Below are 14,752 nucleotides of genomic sequence, written 5' to 3'. Positions count from 1 at the left end.
TCTCGAAGGAACAAGTGAACCCGGTTCGCCTCCGCCCTGTTTTTCCTTCCGAGAGCGGAGGACCATTCCGCATGATCCCGGCTCACTCTTGGGGGTAGAGACACGGACCTCGTCGGCGATCGGATCCATTCATTCTGCGGGGGCGCTCCTCAGATGCTCCGTCGCCGGCCTATTTCCACACGGTCAAACACGGCTTCCGTCATCCAGTTTCCCGAGAAATGCAGAAGCACTGTTGCGATAGGCCTGCTGCGTTCCTGCCGACATCCGTCGCCATGACGCATACATCTGCGCCAAACGGTGGTTGCCCGACAGTGACTCGGCATTACGGGCGAGGAAATCCCAGTACAAGGCATTAAAGGGACAGGCTTTCTCGCCAGTTTTCTGCGACACGTCATACCGGCAGCTTTCGCAGTAATTGGACATACGAGAAATGTACGCGCCGCCTGCGGCGTATGGCTTGGAGGCCATAAACCCACCGTCGGCAAACTGACTCATTCCGATCACATTGGGCAGTTCAACCCATTCGTAGGCGTCGGCATAGACTTCCAGATACCAGCGATGGACCGCGTAGGGATCAAGACCTGCCAGCATCGAGAAATTTCCGACCACCATCAGACGCTGGATATGATGCGCGTAGGCATGCGTAATCGTTTGTTTGATCACTGTGGACATGCAGGCCATGTCCGTTTCACCGCTCCAGAAAAAGTCCGGCAGGGGACGGGATGCGGCGAAGAAATTGCTTGTCTCGTATCCCGGCATTTTCAGCCAATAGATGCCGCGGATATATTCGCGCCAGCCGATGATTTGGCGGATGAAAGCCTCGACCGCATTCAGCGGCGCGTGTCCGTCGAAATACGCGCGCTCCGCAGCCCGGCATAGTGCGAGCGGATCGAGCAGTCCAACATTGATGTAGAAGGAGAGAAGCGCGTGGTTCAGGAACGGCTCTTCGGCCAGCATCGCGTCCTGCGTTTCGCCAAAATTCGGTAGGAAATCGCGGATGAATCCATCGGCTGCCTTCTCCGCATCGGTGCGGGTCACTGCAAACGAGAAATTCTCCGTCGAACCCATATTGTTCGGGAACGTGCGCTCGACGATCGCAAGAACCTCCTGCGTTGCTGCGTCGGGCGGAAAGACATGATGCTTCGGGCGAAACAGGTCGGGTTTGGCAGGTTTGCGATTTTCACTGTCGAAATTCCACCGGCCACCTTCGGGGTGGTCCCCGTTCATCAACAGGCCGGTCTTGCGCCGCATGTCACGATAGAAATACTCCATCGTCAGAGCCTTGCGGTCCTTGGCCCAGGCTTTGAACTCCGTCGTCGAACAGATAAACCGCGTGTCCTGCCGCACCTCTACCGGCAGATTTACCAAACCTTGCCAGTCTTCCATGGCGGAAAGAACGCGCCACTCGGCAGCTTCGGTGACGATGATCGATCGGGGTGACGTCTCTGCAATCGCGCGCAAAAGCTCGGTCGTGAAGGAGCCTGAATTGTCGCGATCATCAAGCCGCACGTACCGGACGCAGAAGCCTTTCGCACGCAGCTCATCGGCAAAATGGCGCATTGCGGAAAAGATGAAGGCGAGTTTCAGTTTGTGATGCTCGACATAGGTCGCCTCCTCCACCACCTCGCACATCAGGATCATATCCTGCGTGGGATCGGCACCCTCAAGGCTCGATAGCGACAAGGATAGCTGATCGCCAAGAATGAAAATGAGGTTGCGGGTTGGCTTCACAGCTTGCTTTGACCCTCTTCTATAGTGACGGATACCGTGCCTTTCCGCCAAACCCCTGCAAGAGCGGAGGTCGGGATCGAACAGGGAGCATGTCGATCTTGTCTATCCGGTGAATGCCGACGGGGTCGAAGCGTTGCATTTCAACACGCGAAAAGCACAGGCCAATGATGACGGCGCGAGTGTACGCGCCGCGGCCTCCCATTTCGCTCGTCGATTGCCCAATCTCTGATCGGACCGCGAGCTGTGCGCAGGCAGGCTTGCCCGTCGGTCCAGCCCCCGAGTTCGAACGCTCCTCACGCCGCCCCGCTTCATTCGCGAAGGCTACTGGTCCAGCACCTTCCGTATTTTATCAGCAAGCTGATCGAGGCTGAAGGGCTTTTGCAAGAGGTGCGTTCCACCCTCCAGCACGCCGTTATGGACAACGGCGTTGCGGGTGTAGCCAGTCGTATAGAGAATATTCAATTCTGGCATCAGAACCTTGGCGGCGTCGGCCAATTCGCGGCCTGTCATCCCCGGCATCACGACATCAGTAAACAACAAGGTCGGCTTGAGACCGGCCCTGATCAAGGTGAGCGCCTGCTCGCCCGATGCGGCTTCGACGACGGTATATCCCAGTTCCCGAAGCGCCTCGGTGGAGAAAACGCGCACGCGCTGGTCGTCCTCTACGACAAGGATCGTCTCGGAAACGCTGCCCCGGCCCGGCTGCTTGACGACGCCCTGGATGTTTACGGGGGCTTCAACCTCACCGTGATGCCGCGGCAGGTAGATCTTGATAGATGACCCGACGCCTTCTTCCGAATAGATTTTGACGTGCCCGCTCGACTGCCTGACGAAGCCGAAGATCTGGCTTAGTCCCAGACCCGATCCCTTGCCGACCTCCTTGGTGGTGAAAAACGGATCGAAAGCCTTCGCCATAACCTCGGGCGTCATCCCCGTTCCGGTATCCGATACGGCAATCATGACATATTGCCCGGCTGCCACTGCATTGTCCTGCGCGTATTCGTCGGAAAGATACGAGTTTGCGGTTTCGACCGTCAGGTTGCCGCCGCGGGGCATGGCATCGCGGCCATTGACGGCGAGGTTGAGAATGGCGTTTTCCAGCTGACTGCTGTCGGCATAGACTTTCCACAGTCCGGCCGCCAAGACGGTTTCCACGGAAACATGCTCCCCGAGCGTGCGGGTCAGCAATTCCGACATTCCGGCAATCATGCGATTGGGGTCGATCACCTCCGGCTGAAGCGGTTGCCGTCGCGAGAAAGCGAGAAGGCGGTGCGTCAGTGACGCAGCTCTCGTTGCGCCATCTTTTGCGGCCTCGATGTAGCGGCCGACATCGACCTCACCGCGCGCCAACCGCTTTTCGAGCAGGCTGATCGAACCCAGTATGACGGCCAGCATATTGTTGAAGTCATGCGCGATGCCGCCCGTGAGCTGACCAACGGCTTCCATTTTCTGCGCCTGGCGCAACTGGTCCTGCGCGTCGACCAGCTTCGCGGTTCTTTCTTCTACTTCACGCGCCAGTTGCTCGCGGGACTTCGACAGAATATCGCGTGCATCGACGATGTCCTGGATATCGGTGCATGTCCCGAACCAGCGGCTGATTTCGCCATCCTCCTTCCGCACAGGCTGCGCGCGGCCGAGAACCCATCGATAGTTACCGCTACGATGTCGGAGGCGGTACTCGATGTGGTAGGGCTCTCCTGTGACGAGGCTGCGACGCCAGGTGGACCAGGCGCGATCCTGATCGTCAGGGTGGAAAACGCCGTTCCATTCCTCGCCGTCTGTCGAGCCTTGCGGGACGCCCGTGAAGTCGTACCAACGCTGGTTGTAATAATCGTGGTGGCCGTCGGGTTGCGTGGCCCAGATCATCTGGTCGATCGAATTGGTGATCGCACGGAAGCGTTCCTCGCTCTCCCGCAGCGCGATTTCGACAACGCGGCGATCGGTGATGTCAAATGACACACCCGGAAACCGCAGTGGTGTACCGTCCGGCGCAAGCGTGACGCGGCCTTGGGCAGTCACCCACCGGACGGAACCATCCGCGTCGACGAGCCGGTATTCCTGCGAAAATATAGTGCCCGTCTTCAGCGCTTCGTCGATCGCGGATTGAAGGGCCGGCAGATCATCGGGATGAACCAGACGGAAAAAAGCACCGATCGGAGCGCCGCTGGCGGCAACGCTCCGCTCAACGCCGTAGATCTTGGCAAATCGCGCGTCGGCCACCACGCTGTCGTTCGGGATGTCCCAGTCCCACGTCCCGACAGTCTCTGAGGCGCCGAGTGCGTATTCCAGTCGCTCTTCGCTCGCCCGCAACGCCCGTTGCGCAGAGAGGCGGGCGGTCGTCTCGGTACCTTGGTTGAAAACCCCGACGACACGACCTTCCGCCGAAAAGATCGGTGCGAAGCTGTAGTCCCAATGCGTATGCTGAACGCGTCCGCCGCGAAGCATCGGCAGCATTTGATCGGCCACACGAAAACCCTTGCCCGTCTCGACGACGGCCATGAGTTGCGGTTTTATGATATCCCAAATGTCCGCCCAGACGGTCGACGCGGGGCGACCCAATGCCCACGGGTGTTTCTCTCCAGCGATCGGCGACCACGCATCGTTATAAAGGAGACGCATTTCGTCTCCCCAGTAGATGGCAGTTGGCAGGTCGGTATTGAGGCACAAGGCCAGCGTGGTCTGCAGCTCTATCGGCCAGTCCTCGATAGGTCCTAAGCTGGTTGTGCTCCAATCGACCGCGCGAATCCGCGAAGCCATTTCGCCTTCTATCTCTGAAAGGATCTGCATCACGTCAGAGGCTCACTGGCTGTTCGGCACATGAAGGCTACGCTCATTTCAGTTTAATGGCTTCAGTCTGCAGATCGGGTCTAACAGAAAACGGGAGGGGTGGGGAGACGGTGTTTGACGCCTGGAGGATAGTGGCCACAGTCTGTGTTCAACCTCTAAGGCGAAGCGTTGTTTCCGCAGAATATTCCTGAGAAGCCGGTCTTCTCGCGCAAATGCTGTCTCCGGAAAAACCAAAGGCGGCGTCTTGCCGGACCGGTATGAGTCAGCGAGCCCTCGGTACGGAGCAAGAGGTCACCGAATTAACCACACCGCCAAAAGACCAACAGCGACGACTGTTGTTGCGGCACCGTAGCCGTAAAACGATTCAAGCAATTTGCGGTGCATGGGTTTCGTATCTCCATCCCGTGCGTCGGACGGGGCCCCGGTCATTGTCATTTATGCAAAGGTCTCAGTCGAATTCGTCGCCTCAAGCGATCCCTCGCGTCGTAACGGTAAACGCGGAGTCATCCCTTGGTCGCTCTGCACAACGTCGTTTGTACAAAAAGGTTCCATAAGAGCATGTCAAAGCATACACTCTCTGATGGTCTGGAGAAGTACGCCCGGCCCATGGGGTTTCGGGATAAAACGTTCTGCGAACGTAAGCTCGGATTGTTGAAGCGTCCAGTTTCCCGACGTGAGGATGATCCGGATCGGGGGCCATCTATCGCGCACCATCCGAGCGAGTTCCACGCCTTCACCCTCGGCAAACAGGTCGATATCCGTCAGGAGAAGTTGGATATCGAAGTTGCTCTCCAGGATGTCTGTGGCTTGGGCTGCATCGACCGCGGCAAACACCTCGTACCCGGCATCCTGCAACTCCTCCACCAATATAAATCGGAGGACGGGCTCATCTTCAACGACGAGAATAACTCCGGCTTGGCTCATTTCGGACCTCGGCATCACATTCTCTGTACGTTACCGTACAATTGAACATTTTGGCGAGGCATCAGTTCCGACTTTTACACAGGGCGTTGTCTCAATCTGAGCCGAACTCTCATTCACATCCTCTACGGCTTGATGATCGGGCGGACGAGAAGTCGCGACAAGACGTTTCGGCCGCGTGTGTAAGGCGCGAGATCGACGTCGCTAACCAGCCTTGCCCCGCCTTCCCGGCGCTCGAGCGTGATCTTCCGGCTGTGAAACTGTTCGAGCTCTACGCGGTGTGCCACGCTCAGGATTGTGGCATTGGGCAGCTCGTCGATCATCATCTCCATGATTTTGTCCTGCGTCTTTTCGTCGAGAGCGGAGGTGGCTTCATCAAGGACAATGATGTCAGGGTCGTTGAGGAGAAGCCGGGCAAACGCCAACCTCTGCTTCTCTCCTCCTGACAGCGTGTGGTCCCATGGCGCTTCGTCCTCGATCCTGTCGCGCAGGTGCCCGAGCCCGACTTTGTCGAGGGCAACATGGATTTCTTCTGCCGACCACGTGTCTGCCGGTTTCGGGTAGGCGACGGCGCGACGCAGGGTGCCCGAGGGGATGTATGGTTTCTGGGGTAGCATGAACAGTTCCTGGCCCTTGCGGAAGTTGACACTTCCTTCTCCCCATGGCCACAGCCCCGCAATGGCTCGCACCAGCGTACTCTTGCCCGAACCGGATTCACCCGCCACGAGGACGCGTTCGCCGGGCCCGATCTCCACCTGCGTTTCCTTGACAACCGCAGTGCCGTCGCCAAGCGAGACGGAGACCTCGTTCAGGCTGAGCATGGTGTCACCCTCAGTCTCGCCGTGCTTGATCCGTCCGACAGTTTCATTCTGTTCGGCCTGTTCCAGACCATCAAGTGAAACCATCAGCGAGGCTACGCGACGGGCGCAGGCATTCCAGTCGGCGAGACGGGGATAGTTGTCGACCAGCCATCCAAACGCACCTTGAACGATTGTGAATGCCGATGCCGCCTGCATGACCTGACCCAGTGACATGCTGCCATCGAGGAACTTTGGGGCACAGAGCAGGACCGGAACGACCGGTGCAATGAGCATCGATCCGTGCGAGACCAAGGACGTGCGCATATATTGCCACGCAAGCAGACGCCACTGCTGACGGACATTAGCGAAGGTCCGATCGAGATCGTTGCGCTCTTCCTCTTCGCCGCCCAGCAGCGCGATGCTCTCGCCGTTTTCGCGCACGCGGGTCAGTGTATAGCGGAATTCGGCCTCCACTTGGTTCTTATTCTCGGACACTTTCACAAAGTTCCGGCCGATGACCGCGATCGAACTCGATGTGATGATGGCATAGACGACCGCCGCAATCACGAGGAAGCCAGGTATGGTGACGTAATTTCCGGCGATCGGAATCGTCAGCGCGCCACCGATCGTCCACAGGACGACGATGAAGGTCGACGCCGACACGAAAGCCGAAATCACCCCTGACGTGAAATCCACGGGCGATTCCGTCGCTATCCGCATATCCTCGGAGATGCGGGCTTCCGGGTTCTGGTGATCGCCTCCGATCAGGTTCAGCTGGTAGTAGCGTCCATTCGTAAGCCACCGCGAGATCAATGATTTCGTGAGCCACGAGCGCCAGCGGCGCTGCATCAGCATGCGCAGATAGACCTGCGAACTGACGAGCGCGACGCTTCCAAGCACGAGGGGCGGAAACAGAAGGCCTAGCGAATAGACCTGATCGGCATTCCGCTGCTCGATCGCATCGAATAGTCCGCGGTTCCAGACGTTGATACCATACTGGAAAGCGACGTTGACACCGATGAGCGCGAGAAGCGTTATCGAGCATACCCAGGCGATCTTGTCGCCATCGCGACCCCAATAGCCGCGAGCGCTGACCCAGAAACGTTTGAGAAGATAGGCGCGTCGTGCCTGTTCTGCCTGTTCCGGGGTAAGGGTGGCGGCTGTTGCGCCTGGCTTGGTCGAGGTGGTTTCTGACATTGACACTCCGGTCGAGATCGTCCGCTGGGCAGCGCACTTAGAAACTGTAGAAAGATTGACGGAAACGGAAAGCAGGTGGGGTAGGTGTGGCCTATGCCTGCGGATCGAATGGCGCGGCTAAAGCGACAAGCTGCGCTGCGGCCATCGCTCTCGTGTCAAACATGATTTGCTTTGCTGGAGTGCCAAAGTGGCGTTGTGCGAAAACGCTATGTTCAATCATCGTTTCTCCTCCCCTGATACCCGCAGGTGGCGCAGAAACGTAGTTTGGAACATTAAGGTTCCTACCGCCGGAAAGACGATAGACACTAGGATTTTTGAGGGGTGTGGGGACTAGGTTTCCAGTCGCCCGTAGGCCTGCCCGTTGAGCGAGCTTCGACGGGGTATGGCCGCGGAAAAGGACACGTGAATCTTGTGTCGACATCTGTCAGTCGGGGAGGAGGGCGTGACCGGACATTGTCCGGTCACGGAAAAGGTTCAGCGGGCGTTGTACTTCCCGTCTACCTCGTTGATCGCCTGGACATTTCCGGCCGAGCGACCGTTCTCGTCAAAAGTCTGCGCCAGAAAGGCGTCCGCAATCGCCTTGGCCAGTTCGGTGCCGATCACGCGGGCACCCATGGTAATGATCTGGGCGTTGTTGGAGAGGGCGGCGCGTTCAGCCGAATAGGTATCGTGTGTCAGTGCGGCGCGGATGCCGGGGACCTTGTTGGCCGAGATGCAGACACCGATGCCGGTTCCGCAAACCAGGATGGCCTTGTCATAGGTGCCGTCGATGACACCGGAGGCGACACGGTCGGAAAGCGTCGCGTAGAACGCATCGGGACCGGCATCGGTACGCGATACTTCATGCACGTCGAAACGGTCTTTCAGATGATCAGCGAGAACCTTTGCGAGGCCTTCGCCGGCGCTGTCTCCTGCAATTGCAAGCTTCATGGTCATGTCTCCTCAGAGTTTGGCGGCACATTTTGCCAGGATGTCGAGATAGCCCTCGGCATTCCAGGCGGAACGGCCAATGAAGAGCCCGTCGATATGAGGGCTCGAAATTAGTTCTTCGCAATTGCCGGGATTGACCGACCCGCCATAGAGGCAGGGGATGCGGCGTCCAAGGATGGACTGCGCCACATCGATGATCTCGGCATGGCGGGCGGATGCGTAATCTGCGGTGGCGGGTATGCCATTCTCGCCGATCGCCCAGACCGGCTCGTAGGCGAGCAGGATCTCGGCATTCTTCTGGTCGCCCGACAGTTTGGAAAGGGCACCGCGAACCTCATCCGCAAGGACCTGCTGTGCGTTGCCGCTATCGCGATCAGCGAGCGTCTCTCCGATGCAGATCAGCGGGATGAGCCCGTGGCGAACCGCTGCTTCGGTTTTCAGCCCGACTGTTTCATTCGTCTCGCCGAAATGCTCGCGCCGCTCGGAATGGCCGAGCTCGACGATGTCGAGCTTGCAGTCCTTCAGCATCAGCGGCGAGATCTCGCCGGTCCAGGCACCCTGATCAGCCCAGTGCATGTTCTGCGCGCCGACCTTGACGGAGGTTCCGGCAAGGGCAGCCTTGACCTCGCGCGTGGCGGTAAATGGCGGAATGACAAATCGCTGGATGCGCGAATCCCTGTCTTCATCAGCTGCCTTCACGGCAGCCGCGAATTCCAGAGCTTCGGCAAGCGTCTTGTTCATCTTCCAGCTGGTGCCGATCCAGAAGCTTGGCGATGTGGTCATGGATGTGATCCTCCCGACGATGCGATGGTCAGTGTGACGCCCGTGTCTTCGATTTCTCGAAGCAGTTGGGCCTCAGGCTGATGGTTGGTGATGACGGCGTCGAATTGATCGAGACCGGCGAGGACATGTAGCGCCGTTTGGCCAATCCGCTCGTGGTTGACGAGCAGGTAAGCGCGCGCCGACGATGCCATCATCGCCCGTTTAACCCGGATCACGGCGTCGTCCATGTGATAGGCCTGCCCCGATGCGACGGCCGGGGTTGAGATGAACGCAACGTCAGCTCGCAGCCGCGATAAAGCCTCTTCCGTGACCACGCCGAAGAATGCGTTGAACTTGGGCGAATAGACGCCGCCGAGGGCGATCAGCGTGATGCCGGTCTCGGTTTTCAGCCGCTCCATGACGGCCGCGTTGTTGGTGATAACCGTCAGCGGACGTTTGTCGGCCAGTGCCTCGCCGAGCACGGCCGCCATCGATCCGTCATTGACCATGACGGTCATGCCGGGTTCGACCAGATCGACAGCTGCCTTGCTGATGGCGTGCTTGGCGGCATGATCCTGACGTTCGCGGATCCGAAAATCGCTCTCGAACTGGGTACCTGCGTCGATCGTTGCGCCGCCGCGCACTTTGCGAAGCACCCCTGCCTGCTCAAGCTCGTCCAGATCACGGTGAACGGTCATCTTGGAGATGGCAAAAAGCTCCGCCAGATCGTCGAGATCGACGGTTCGCTTTTCGATCAGCAGATTGATGATCCGTTGGTGTCGTTCTTCGCGCTTCATCCGAGACCGTCCGCGTGGGATGAAACGGATATAACACCTATATTGTTATAATCAACATTATGGATGTGATTTTGTGGCAGCCATGTTGACTCTGGAGATTTCGACTTGCGCTATATCGCGTCTTTGACGCGCTGCCACGCATTGAGCAAATGAAGCCCCAATACCTTGGACAAGGTTTCTCCGTCCCGCGCTTCGAGCGCGACGATCATCTCCTCATGCTCGGCCATGGCCGCCGACCACTTGTCCGGACCCTCGTGGCCGATGAACCGGATTCTCTTCAAGCGCGACTGCAGTTGCGCTTGAACGCTGCTAAGTGCCTGGTTGTCCGCGATCCGACAGATTTCGGTATGGATGGCCTGGTTGAGCTTGTAGTAGCGCAGGCGATCCTTCACGTCGTAGCAGGCCCGCATCTCGTCATGCAGTTGCCTGACCCGGGCGATATCGTCATCCGTCGCGGTCTCGCAGGCAAGGCTTCCGGCAAGCTCCTCCAGGTTCTTCAGAACGATGAGCATGTCGTGCACATCCTTGCCGCTGAACCTTTTGACGATCGCGCCGCGGCTTGGAATGAGTTCGACGAGCCCTTCGCTGGCAAGGTACTTGATCGCTTCCCGCAGCGGCGTGCGCGAAACGCCCAGCTGTTCGCCGAGCTGGCTTTCGTGCATCCGCGAACCGGGGGCAAGCTCTCCCTCGATGATCATGTCGCGCAACCGAGTGACGAGTGTGTCGTGCAAGGCCGTCCGCCGGATGGGGCCGGATGGCGAGACAGGCGATTCGGGCAGTGTATCACTCATTTTGAAAGCTCGATTTCTGGACCGCCATGATGATCAAAGCGTCTCGCCAGGATTATACCAGAACCCGAACGGCACCAAACGTAAAAATGCTGCATACAAAATGCAAAAGACTTGTCCTGCGATTCCGGATGGCTTAGAAACGTCCTCACCGAGGTAGGAGAATTGACCCATGGATATCACCCAGCATCACGATAGCCGTCCAACCATTGCGCTTGCGATGGGAGACCCGGCCGGTATCAGCCCCGAACTGACCGCACAGCTTCTGGCTTTGGATGACATCAGAGAGCAGGCCTATATCGCTGTGATCGGCGATCGGCGCATTCTCGATAAGGGCGCGCAGGAAGCAGGCGTTCAGCCAGATCTGATCTCGGCTTCGCTCGATGATCTTTCGGGTCTCGATCGCTCGAAGCACGCATTTATCGATTTGGGCCATCTCGCTCCGGAAGAGGTGGAGCGCGGCGAAGCGACGCTGGCCGGCGGCACGTTCGCCACGCGCAACTTCCGCACCGCCCTTGAGCTCGCCCATGCCGGAAAGGCCGATGCGGTCTGCTTCACGCCGTTCAACAAGAAGGCGATGCGCTTTGCCTATCCGGGCTACGATGACGAAATCCGTTTCGTCTCGGACGTTCTGTCGTTCACCGGCAAGATCCGCGAGTTCAACGTTCTCGAAAAGATCTGGAACGCACGTGTCAGCTCGCACATCCCGCTCAAGGAAGTGGCTGCCAACCTGTCCGTGGACCGGCTTCTGTCGGAACTCGAACTGACTGTTTCTTGCCTGAGGGCCGCCGGTATCGATGAGCCGCGCGTCGCGGTCGCCGGTCTCAACCCGCATGCGGGCGATGGCGGCAGCTTCGGAATGGAAGAAATCGAGATTATTGAACCCGCCGTTGCCGAAGCAAAGGCGCGCGGTTACGGCGTCGAGGGTCCGTTCCCGGCCGATACCGTGTTTCTTCGCGCCATGAAGGAAGGCTATCACGCCGTCCTCACCATGTATCATGACCAAGGTCAGATCGCCATGAAGCTGATTGGCTTCGACAAGGGCGTGACGATGATGGGTGGCCTGCCATTCCCGCTTTGCACGCCGGCTCATGGCACGGCCTATGACATCGCAGGCAAGGGAATAGCCGATATCGGCGCGACCCGTGAAGCGATCCTGCTTGCGACTCGTATGGCAAAGCGCCAGCGCCTGGCAGCACAGGCCGCGTGATCACTTGATCATAAATGACCGGCCGTGAATGGCCGGTCATCTCAGCCCGAGAGGACGCGGGCTTGGCGCATGTCGGTCGGCTTGAACGCCGGCTGCCAGATGTCAGAGTGTGCGGCTTCCCTGCGCCATCAAGAGCGCGGTGGCGTCGCGGTTGGAGGACGACAATGACAAGTTCAGCTCCCAAGTGGACGCGTGAGACCTGGCCGATCGCGGCCGCAATGATTCAATACCCCAATATGTTGCCGGACGGTCGTTCGGTTCAGGATCAGACCGTCGAGGAATGGGCCAAGACTGTCGGCGAAGTCGCAGATGCAGGCTTTACCGAACTCGATCCCACGGACAGCTGGCTCCGCGTCGCCGATCTTTCGGCTGATCGCCGTCGTGCGTTCTGCGAGGTCGTGAAAGATGCAGGCATGACCATCCCGGCGATATCGACATCGCGGCGCAGCGTCATCGACGAGAAACACGGCGACGATTACCTCGCCTACAGCCACCGCGTCATCGAGACTGCCGCCGAGATCGGCGCGCAGAGCGTTTCCTTCGGCTTTTTCGAGCCGCTGACGGACAAGCAGAAAAGCGCGTTGTGGTTCTGGACCGAACAGGGTGCCAAAAACCCCGATGATCCCGCGACGTGGAACAAGGCGGTGGCCCGCGTTGCCGAACTCGGCAGGCACGCCGCAGAAGTCGGGATCGAGGTTTCCCTCGAAATGTACGAGGACACGTATCTCGGAACGGCGGACAGTTCTGTCCGCTTCGTCGAGGAAGTCGATCTGGCCAATGTCGGCATCAACGCCGATCTCGGCAATCTCATCCGTCTCCATCGGCCGGTCGAGCACTGGCTACAGATGATGACGAAAGTCGCGCCTTTCGCCAAATACTGGCACGTCAAGAACTACATGCGGATCGAGGACGAGCATGCGGGCCTGATCGCCAGCCACCCGGTTCCGCTCGAATCCGGCTTGATCAACTATCGCACAGCAATCAAGCTTGCGCTGGAACACGGCTTCAACAGCCCGTTCCTGTGCGAGCATTATGGTGGCGACGGCCTTTCCGTCAGCGCGACCAACCGCGACTATCTCCGGCGCATTCTGCCGCGTAATTGAGGACCGCTTAAATGACGACGATCTTTGATGCCCCAGACGAATTCGCCTCGACTGCGCTTGCCGGCTTTTGTCAGATCTATCCCAACCACGTACGCCTCATCACCAACGGTGTCGTGCGAGCCACGAAAGTGCCTGATGGCAAGGTGTCGGTGGTTGTCGGCGGCGGCTCGGGTCATTATCCGGCTTTCGCGGGCTATGTCGGCCAGGGTATGGCCGATGCAGCGGTTGCAGGTGACGTGTTTGCGTCTCCATCGACGGCAGCGGTTGCACGTGTCTGCCGCCATGCCGACAATGGCGGCGGCATCATTCTCGGCTTCGGCAATTATGCAGGCGACGTGCTGAATTTCGGGGTCGCTGCAGAGCGTCTTCGTGCCGAAGGCATCGATGTGCGCATCATTGCCGTGACCGATGACGTTGCGAGTGCGTCGGCTGACGAACACGCCAAGCGCCGCGGCATCGCCGGCGACCTCATGGTCTTCAAGATAGCGGGAGCGGCGGCGGAAGCGGGGCTTTCGCTTGACGAGGTGGAGCGTATCGCCCGGCATGCCAATGAACGCACGGTTTCGTTCGGCGTCGCCTTTGCAGGCTGCACCCTTCCAGGTGCAAAGCAGCCGTTGTTCACGGTCCCGAAAGGCCGGATGGCTCTCGGCCTCGGCATTCACGGCGAACCTGGCATTAGCGAGCAGGATATCGCGAGCGCGACGGATCTTGCAGATGTGCTCACGGACAAACTGCTGGCCGAAAGGCCGCAGGGCTGCACGCGCGTCGCGGCCATTCTCAACGGTCTCGGTTCGACAAAATACGAAGAACTCTTCGTGCTGTGGACCGCCGTCCAGAAGAAACTTACCGGGTCCGATCTTCAGATCGTCCTGCCGGAAGCCGGTGAGTTCGTCACCAGCCTCGACATGCAGGGTTGCTCGCTGACGCTGACTTGGCTCGATGAAGAGCTTGAGCGCTATTGGGCGGCACCCTGCGATGCGCCGGCATTTCGTCGCGGACGGCCTGAAGTCGCTGAATTGCGCACCGATGTCATCACCGATGAGGAAGCTGCTCCGGTCATCCCGGCGGCATCCGAAGCGTCGCGAAAGTCGGCCGCCTGCATCTCGGATCTGTTTGCCAGGATTGCCGCCATGCTCACGGACAAGGAATCCGAGCTTGGCCGCATCGATGCGATCGCCGGCGACGGCGACCATGGGCAGGGGATGCAGCGCGGTTCCGATGCCGCGGCCAAGGCGATGGCCGCTGCCGTATCGGCTGGCGCCGGCGCCCAGACGACGCTTGCGTTGGGCGGCGATGCCTGGGCTGACCGGGCCGGCGGCACATCCGGCGCGATCTGGGGATTGTTGCTGCGGTCGTGGAGCAGCGCGCTGAGCGACAACGACGTGCCTGATGAAGCAGCGATTGCCGAAGGCGCGCGCAGGGCGCTCGATGCCGTCACCAGTCTCGGCCGCGCCCGGATCGGCGACAAGACGCTCGTGGACTCGCTTATTCCGTTCGTCGAGACGCTGACGGAGAAGACCGCGGCCGGCAAGTCCCTGCCGGAAGCCTTCAAGGCTGCAGCCGACGCTTCGAGCGCGGCTGCCGAAGCAACAGCTGCACTGACGCCGCGGCTCGGGCGTGCGCGTCCGCTTGCGGAAAAGAGCATCGGCCATCCAGATGCAGGCGCCGTATCGCTCTCGATGGTGGCGCAGCTTGCGGCTGCCTTTATCGCCGACCGCGGCTGACC

The 14,752-nt window shown here is 59.4% G+C and carries 12 protein-coding genes; 3 read left to right on the top strand and 9 right to left on the bottom strand.

Annotation, left to right across the window (positions count from 1 at the left end; genetic code table 11):
* Positions 1-183: 183 nt before the first annotated feature.
* The 9 genes from AC0JZ8_RS23870 to AC0JZ8_RS23830 all read right to left on the bottom strand — a co-directional run bounded on the left by AC0JZ8_RS23870 (position 184) and on the right by AC0JZ8_RS23830 (position 10,716).
* The gene (locus AC0JZ8_RS23870) at positions 184-1,731 is read right to left on the bottom strand and encodes a cryptochrome/photolyase family protein (RefSeq protein ID WP_471893756.1); all 1,548 of its coding nucleotides are present in this window, start codon (positions 1,729-1,731) and stop codon (positions 184-186) included.
* 321 nt (positions 1,732-2,052) lie between these two features.
* Positions 2,053-4,488, bottom strand: a complete 2,436-nt coding sequence (locus tag AC0JZ8_RS23865) for a PAS domain-containing protein (protein WP_113165151.1) — start codon at positions 4,486-4,488, stop codon at positions 2,053-2,055.
* A gap of 591 nt (positions 4,489-5,079) precedes the next feature.
* On the bottom strand, positions 5,080-5,442 hold the full coding sequence (locus AC0JZ8_RS23860) for a response regulator (RefSeq protein WP_471893755.1): 363 nt from the start codon (positions 5,440-5,442) through the stop codon (positions 5,080-5,082).
* A 122-nt stretch (positions 5,443-5,564) separates the two neighbouring features.
* A complete protein-coding gene (locus AC0JZ8_RS23855) occupies positions 5,565-7,436 on the bottom strand; it encodes an ABC transporter ATP-binding protein/permease (protein WP_062458656.1) in 1,872 nt (623 codons plus the stop codon).
* 91 nt (positions 7,437-7,527) lie between these two features.
* Positions 7,528-7,656: a hypothetical protein gene (locus AC0JZ8_RS23850; protein ID WP_274604884.1), complete on the bottom strand. Its 129-nt coding sequence runs from the start codon at positions 7,654-7,656 to the stop codon at positions 7,528-7,530.
* Between the two features lie 254 nt (positions 7,657-7,910).
* Positions 7,911-8,366 carry a D-erythrulose-4-phosphate isomerase gene (derI, locus tag AC0JZ8_RS23845; RefSeq protein ID WP_062460374.1) on the bottom strand — a complete coding sequence of 152 codons (456 nt, stop codon included), beginning with the start codon at positions 8,364-8,366 and terminating at the stop codon, positions 7,911-7,913.
* 12 nt (positions 8,367-8,378) lie between these two features.
* Entirely contained in the window at positions 8,379-9,149 is a 771-nt protein-coding gene (locus tag AC0JZ8_RS23840; protein ID WP_062458658.1) for a triose-phosphate isomerase, read from the bottom strand.
* On the bottom strand, positions 9,146-9,925 hold the full coding sequence (locus AC0JZ8_RS23835) for a DeoR/GlpR family DNA-binding transcription regulator (protein WP_471893754.1): 780 nt from the start codon (positions 9,923-9,925) through the stop codon (positions 9,146-9,148). The genes AC0JZ8_RS23840 and AC0JZ8_RS23835 overlap by 4 nt, the downstream gene beginning before the upstream one ends.
* Positions 9,926-10,035: 110 nt before the next feature.
* The gene (locus tag AC0JZ8_RS23830) at positions 10,036-10,716 is read right to left on the bottom strand and encodes a GntR family transcriptional regulator (RefSeq protein WP_092664351.1); all 681 of its coding nucleotides are present in this window, start codon (positions 10,714-10,716) and stop codon (positions 10,036-10,038) included.
* A gap of 169 nt (positions 10,717-10,885) precedes the next feature.
* Here AC0JZ8_RS23830 and AC0JZ8_RS23825 point away from each other — a divergent pair, with 169 nt between their 5' ends.
* From AC0JZ8_RS23825 to AC0JZ8_RS23815, 3 genes are all read left to right on the top strand, one after another.
* Complete coding sequence (locus tag AC0JZ8_RS23825) at positions 10,886-11,923, top strand: 4-hydroxythreonine-4-phosphate dehydrogenase PdxA (protein ID WP_471893753.1); 1,038 nt, start codon at positions 10,886-10,888, stop codon at positions 11,921-11,923.
* A gap of 164 nt (positions 11,924-12,087) precedes the next feature.
* Positions 12,088-13,026, top strand: coding sequence for a sugar phosphate isomerase/epimerase family protein (locus tag AC0JZ8_RS23820; RefSeq protein ID WP_174197447.1), 939 nt, complete (start codon positions 12,088-12,090; stop codon positions 13,024-13,026).
* 11 nt (positions 13,027-13,037) lie between these two features.
* The gene (locus AC0JZ8_RS23815) at positions 13,038-14,750 is read left to right on the top strand and encodes a dihydroxyacetone kinase family protein (RefSeq protein ID WP_471893752.1); all 1,713 of its coding nucleotides are present in this window, start codon (positions 13,038-13,040) and stop codon (positions 14,748-14,750) included.
* The last annotated feature ends 2 nt before the right edge of the window (positions 14,751-14,752 follow it).

The organism is Velazquezella soli, assembly GCF_977018685.1.
Note: the sequence above shows the minus strand (reverse complement) of the source record. Positions and strands in the feature narration are given on the sequence as shown.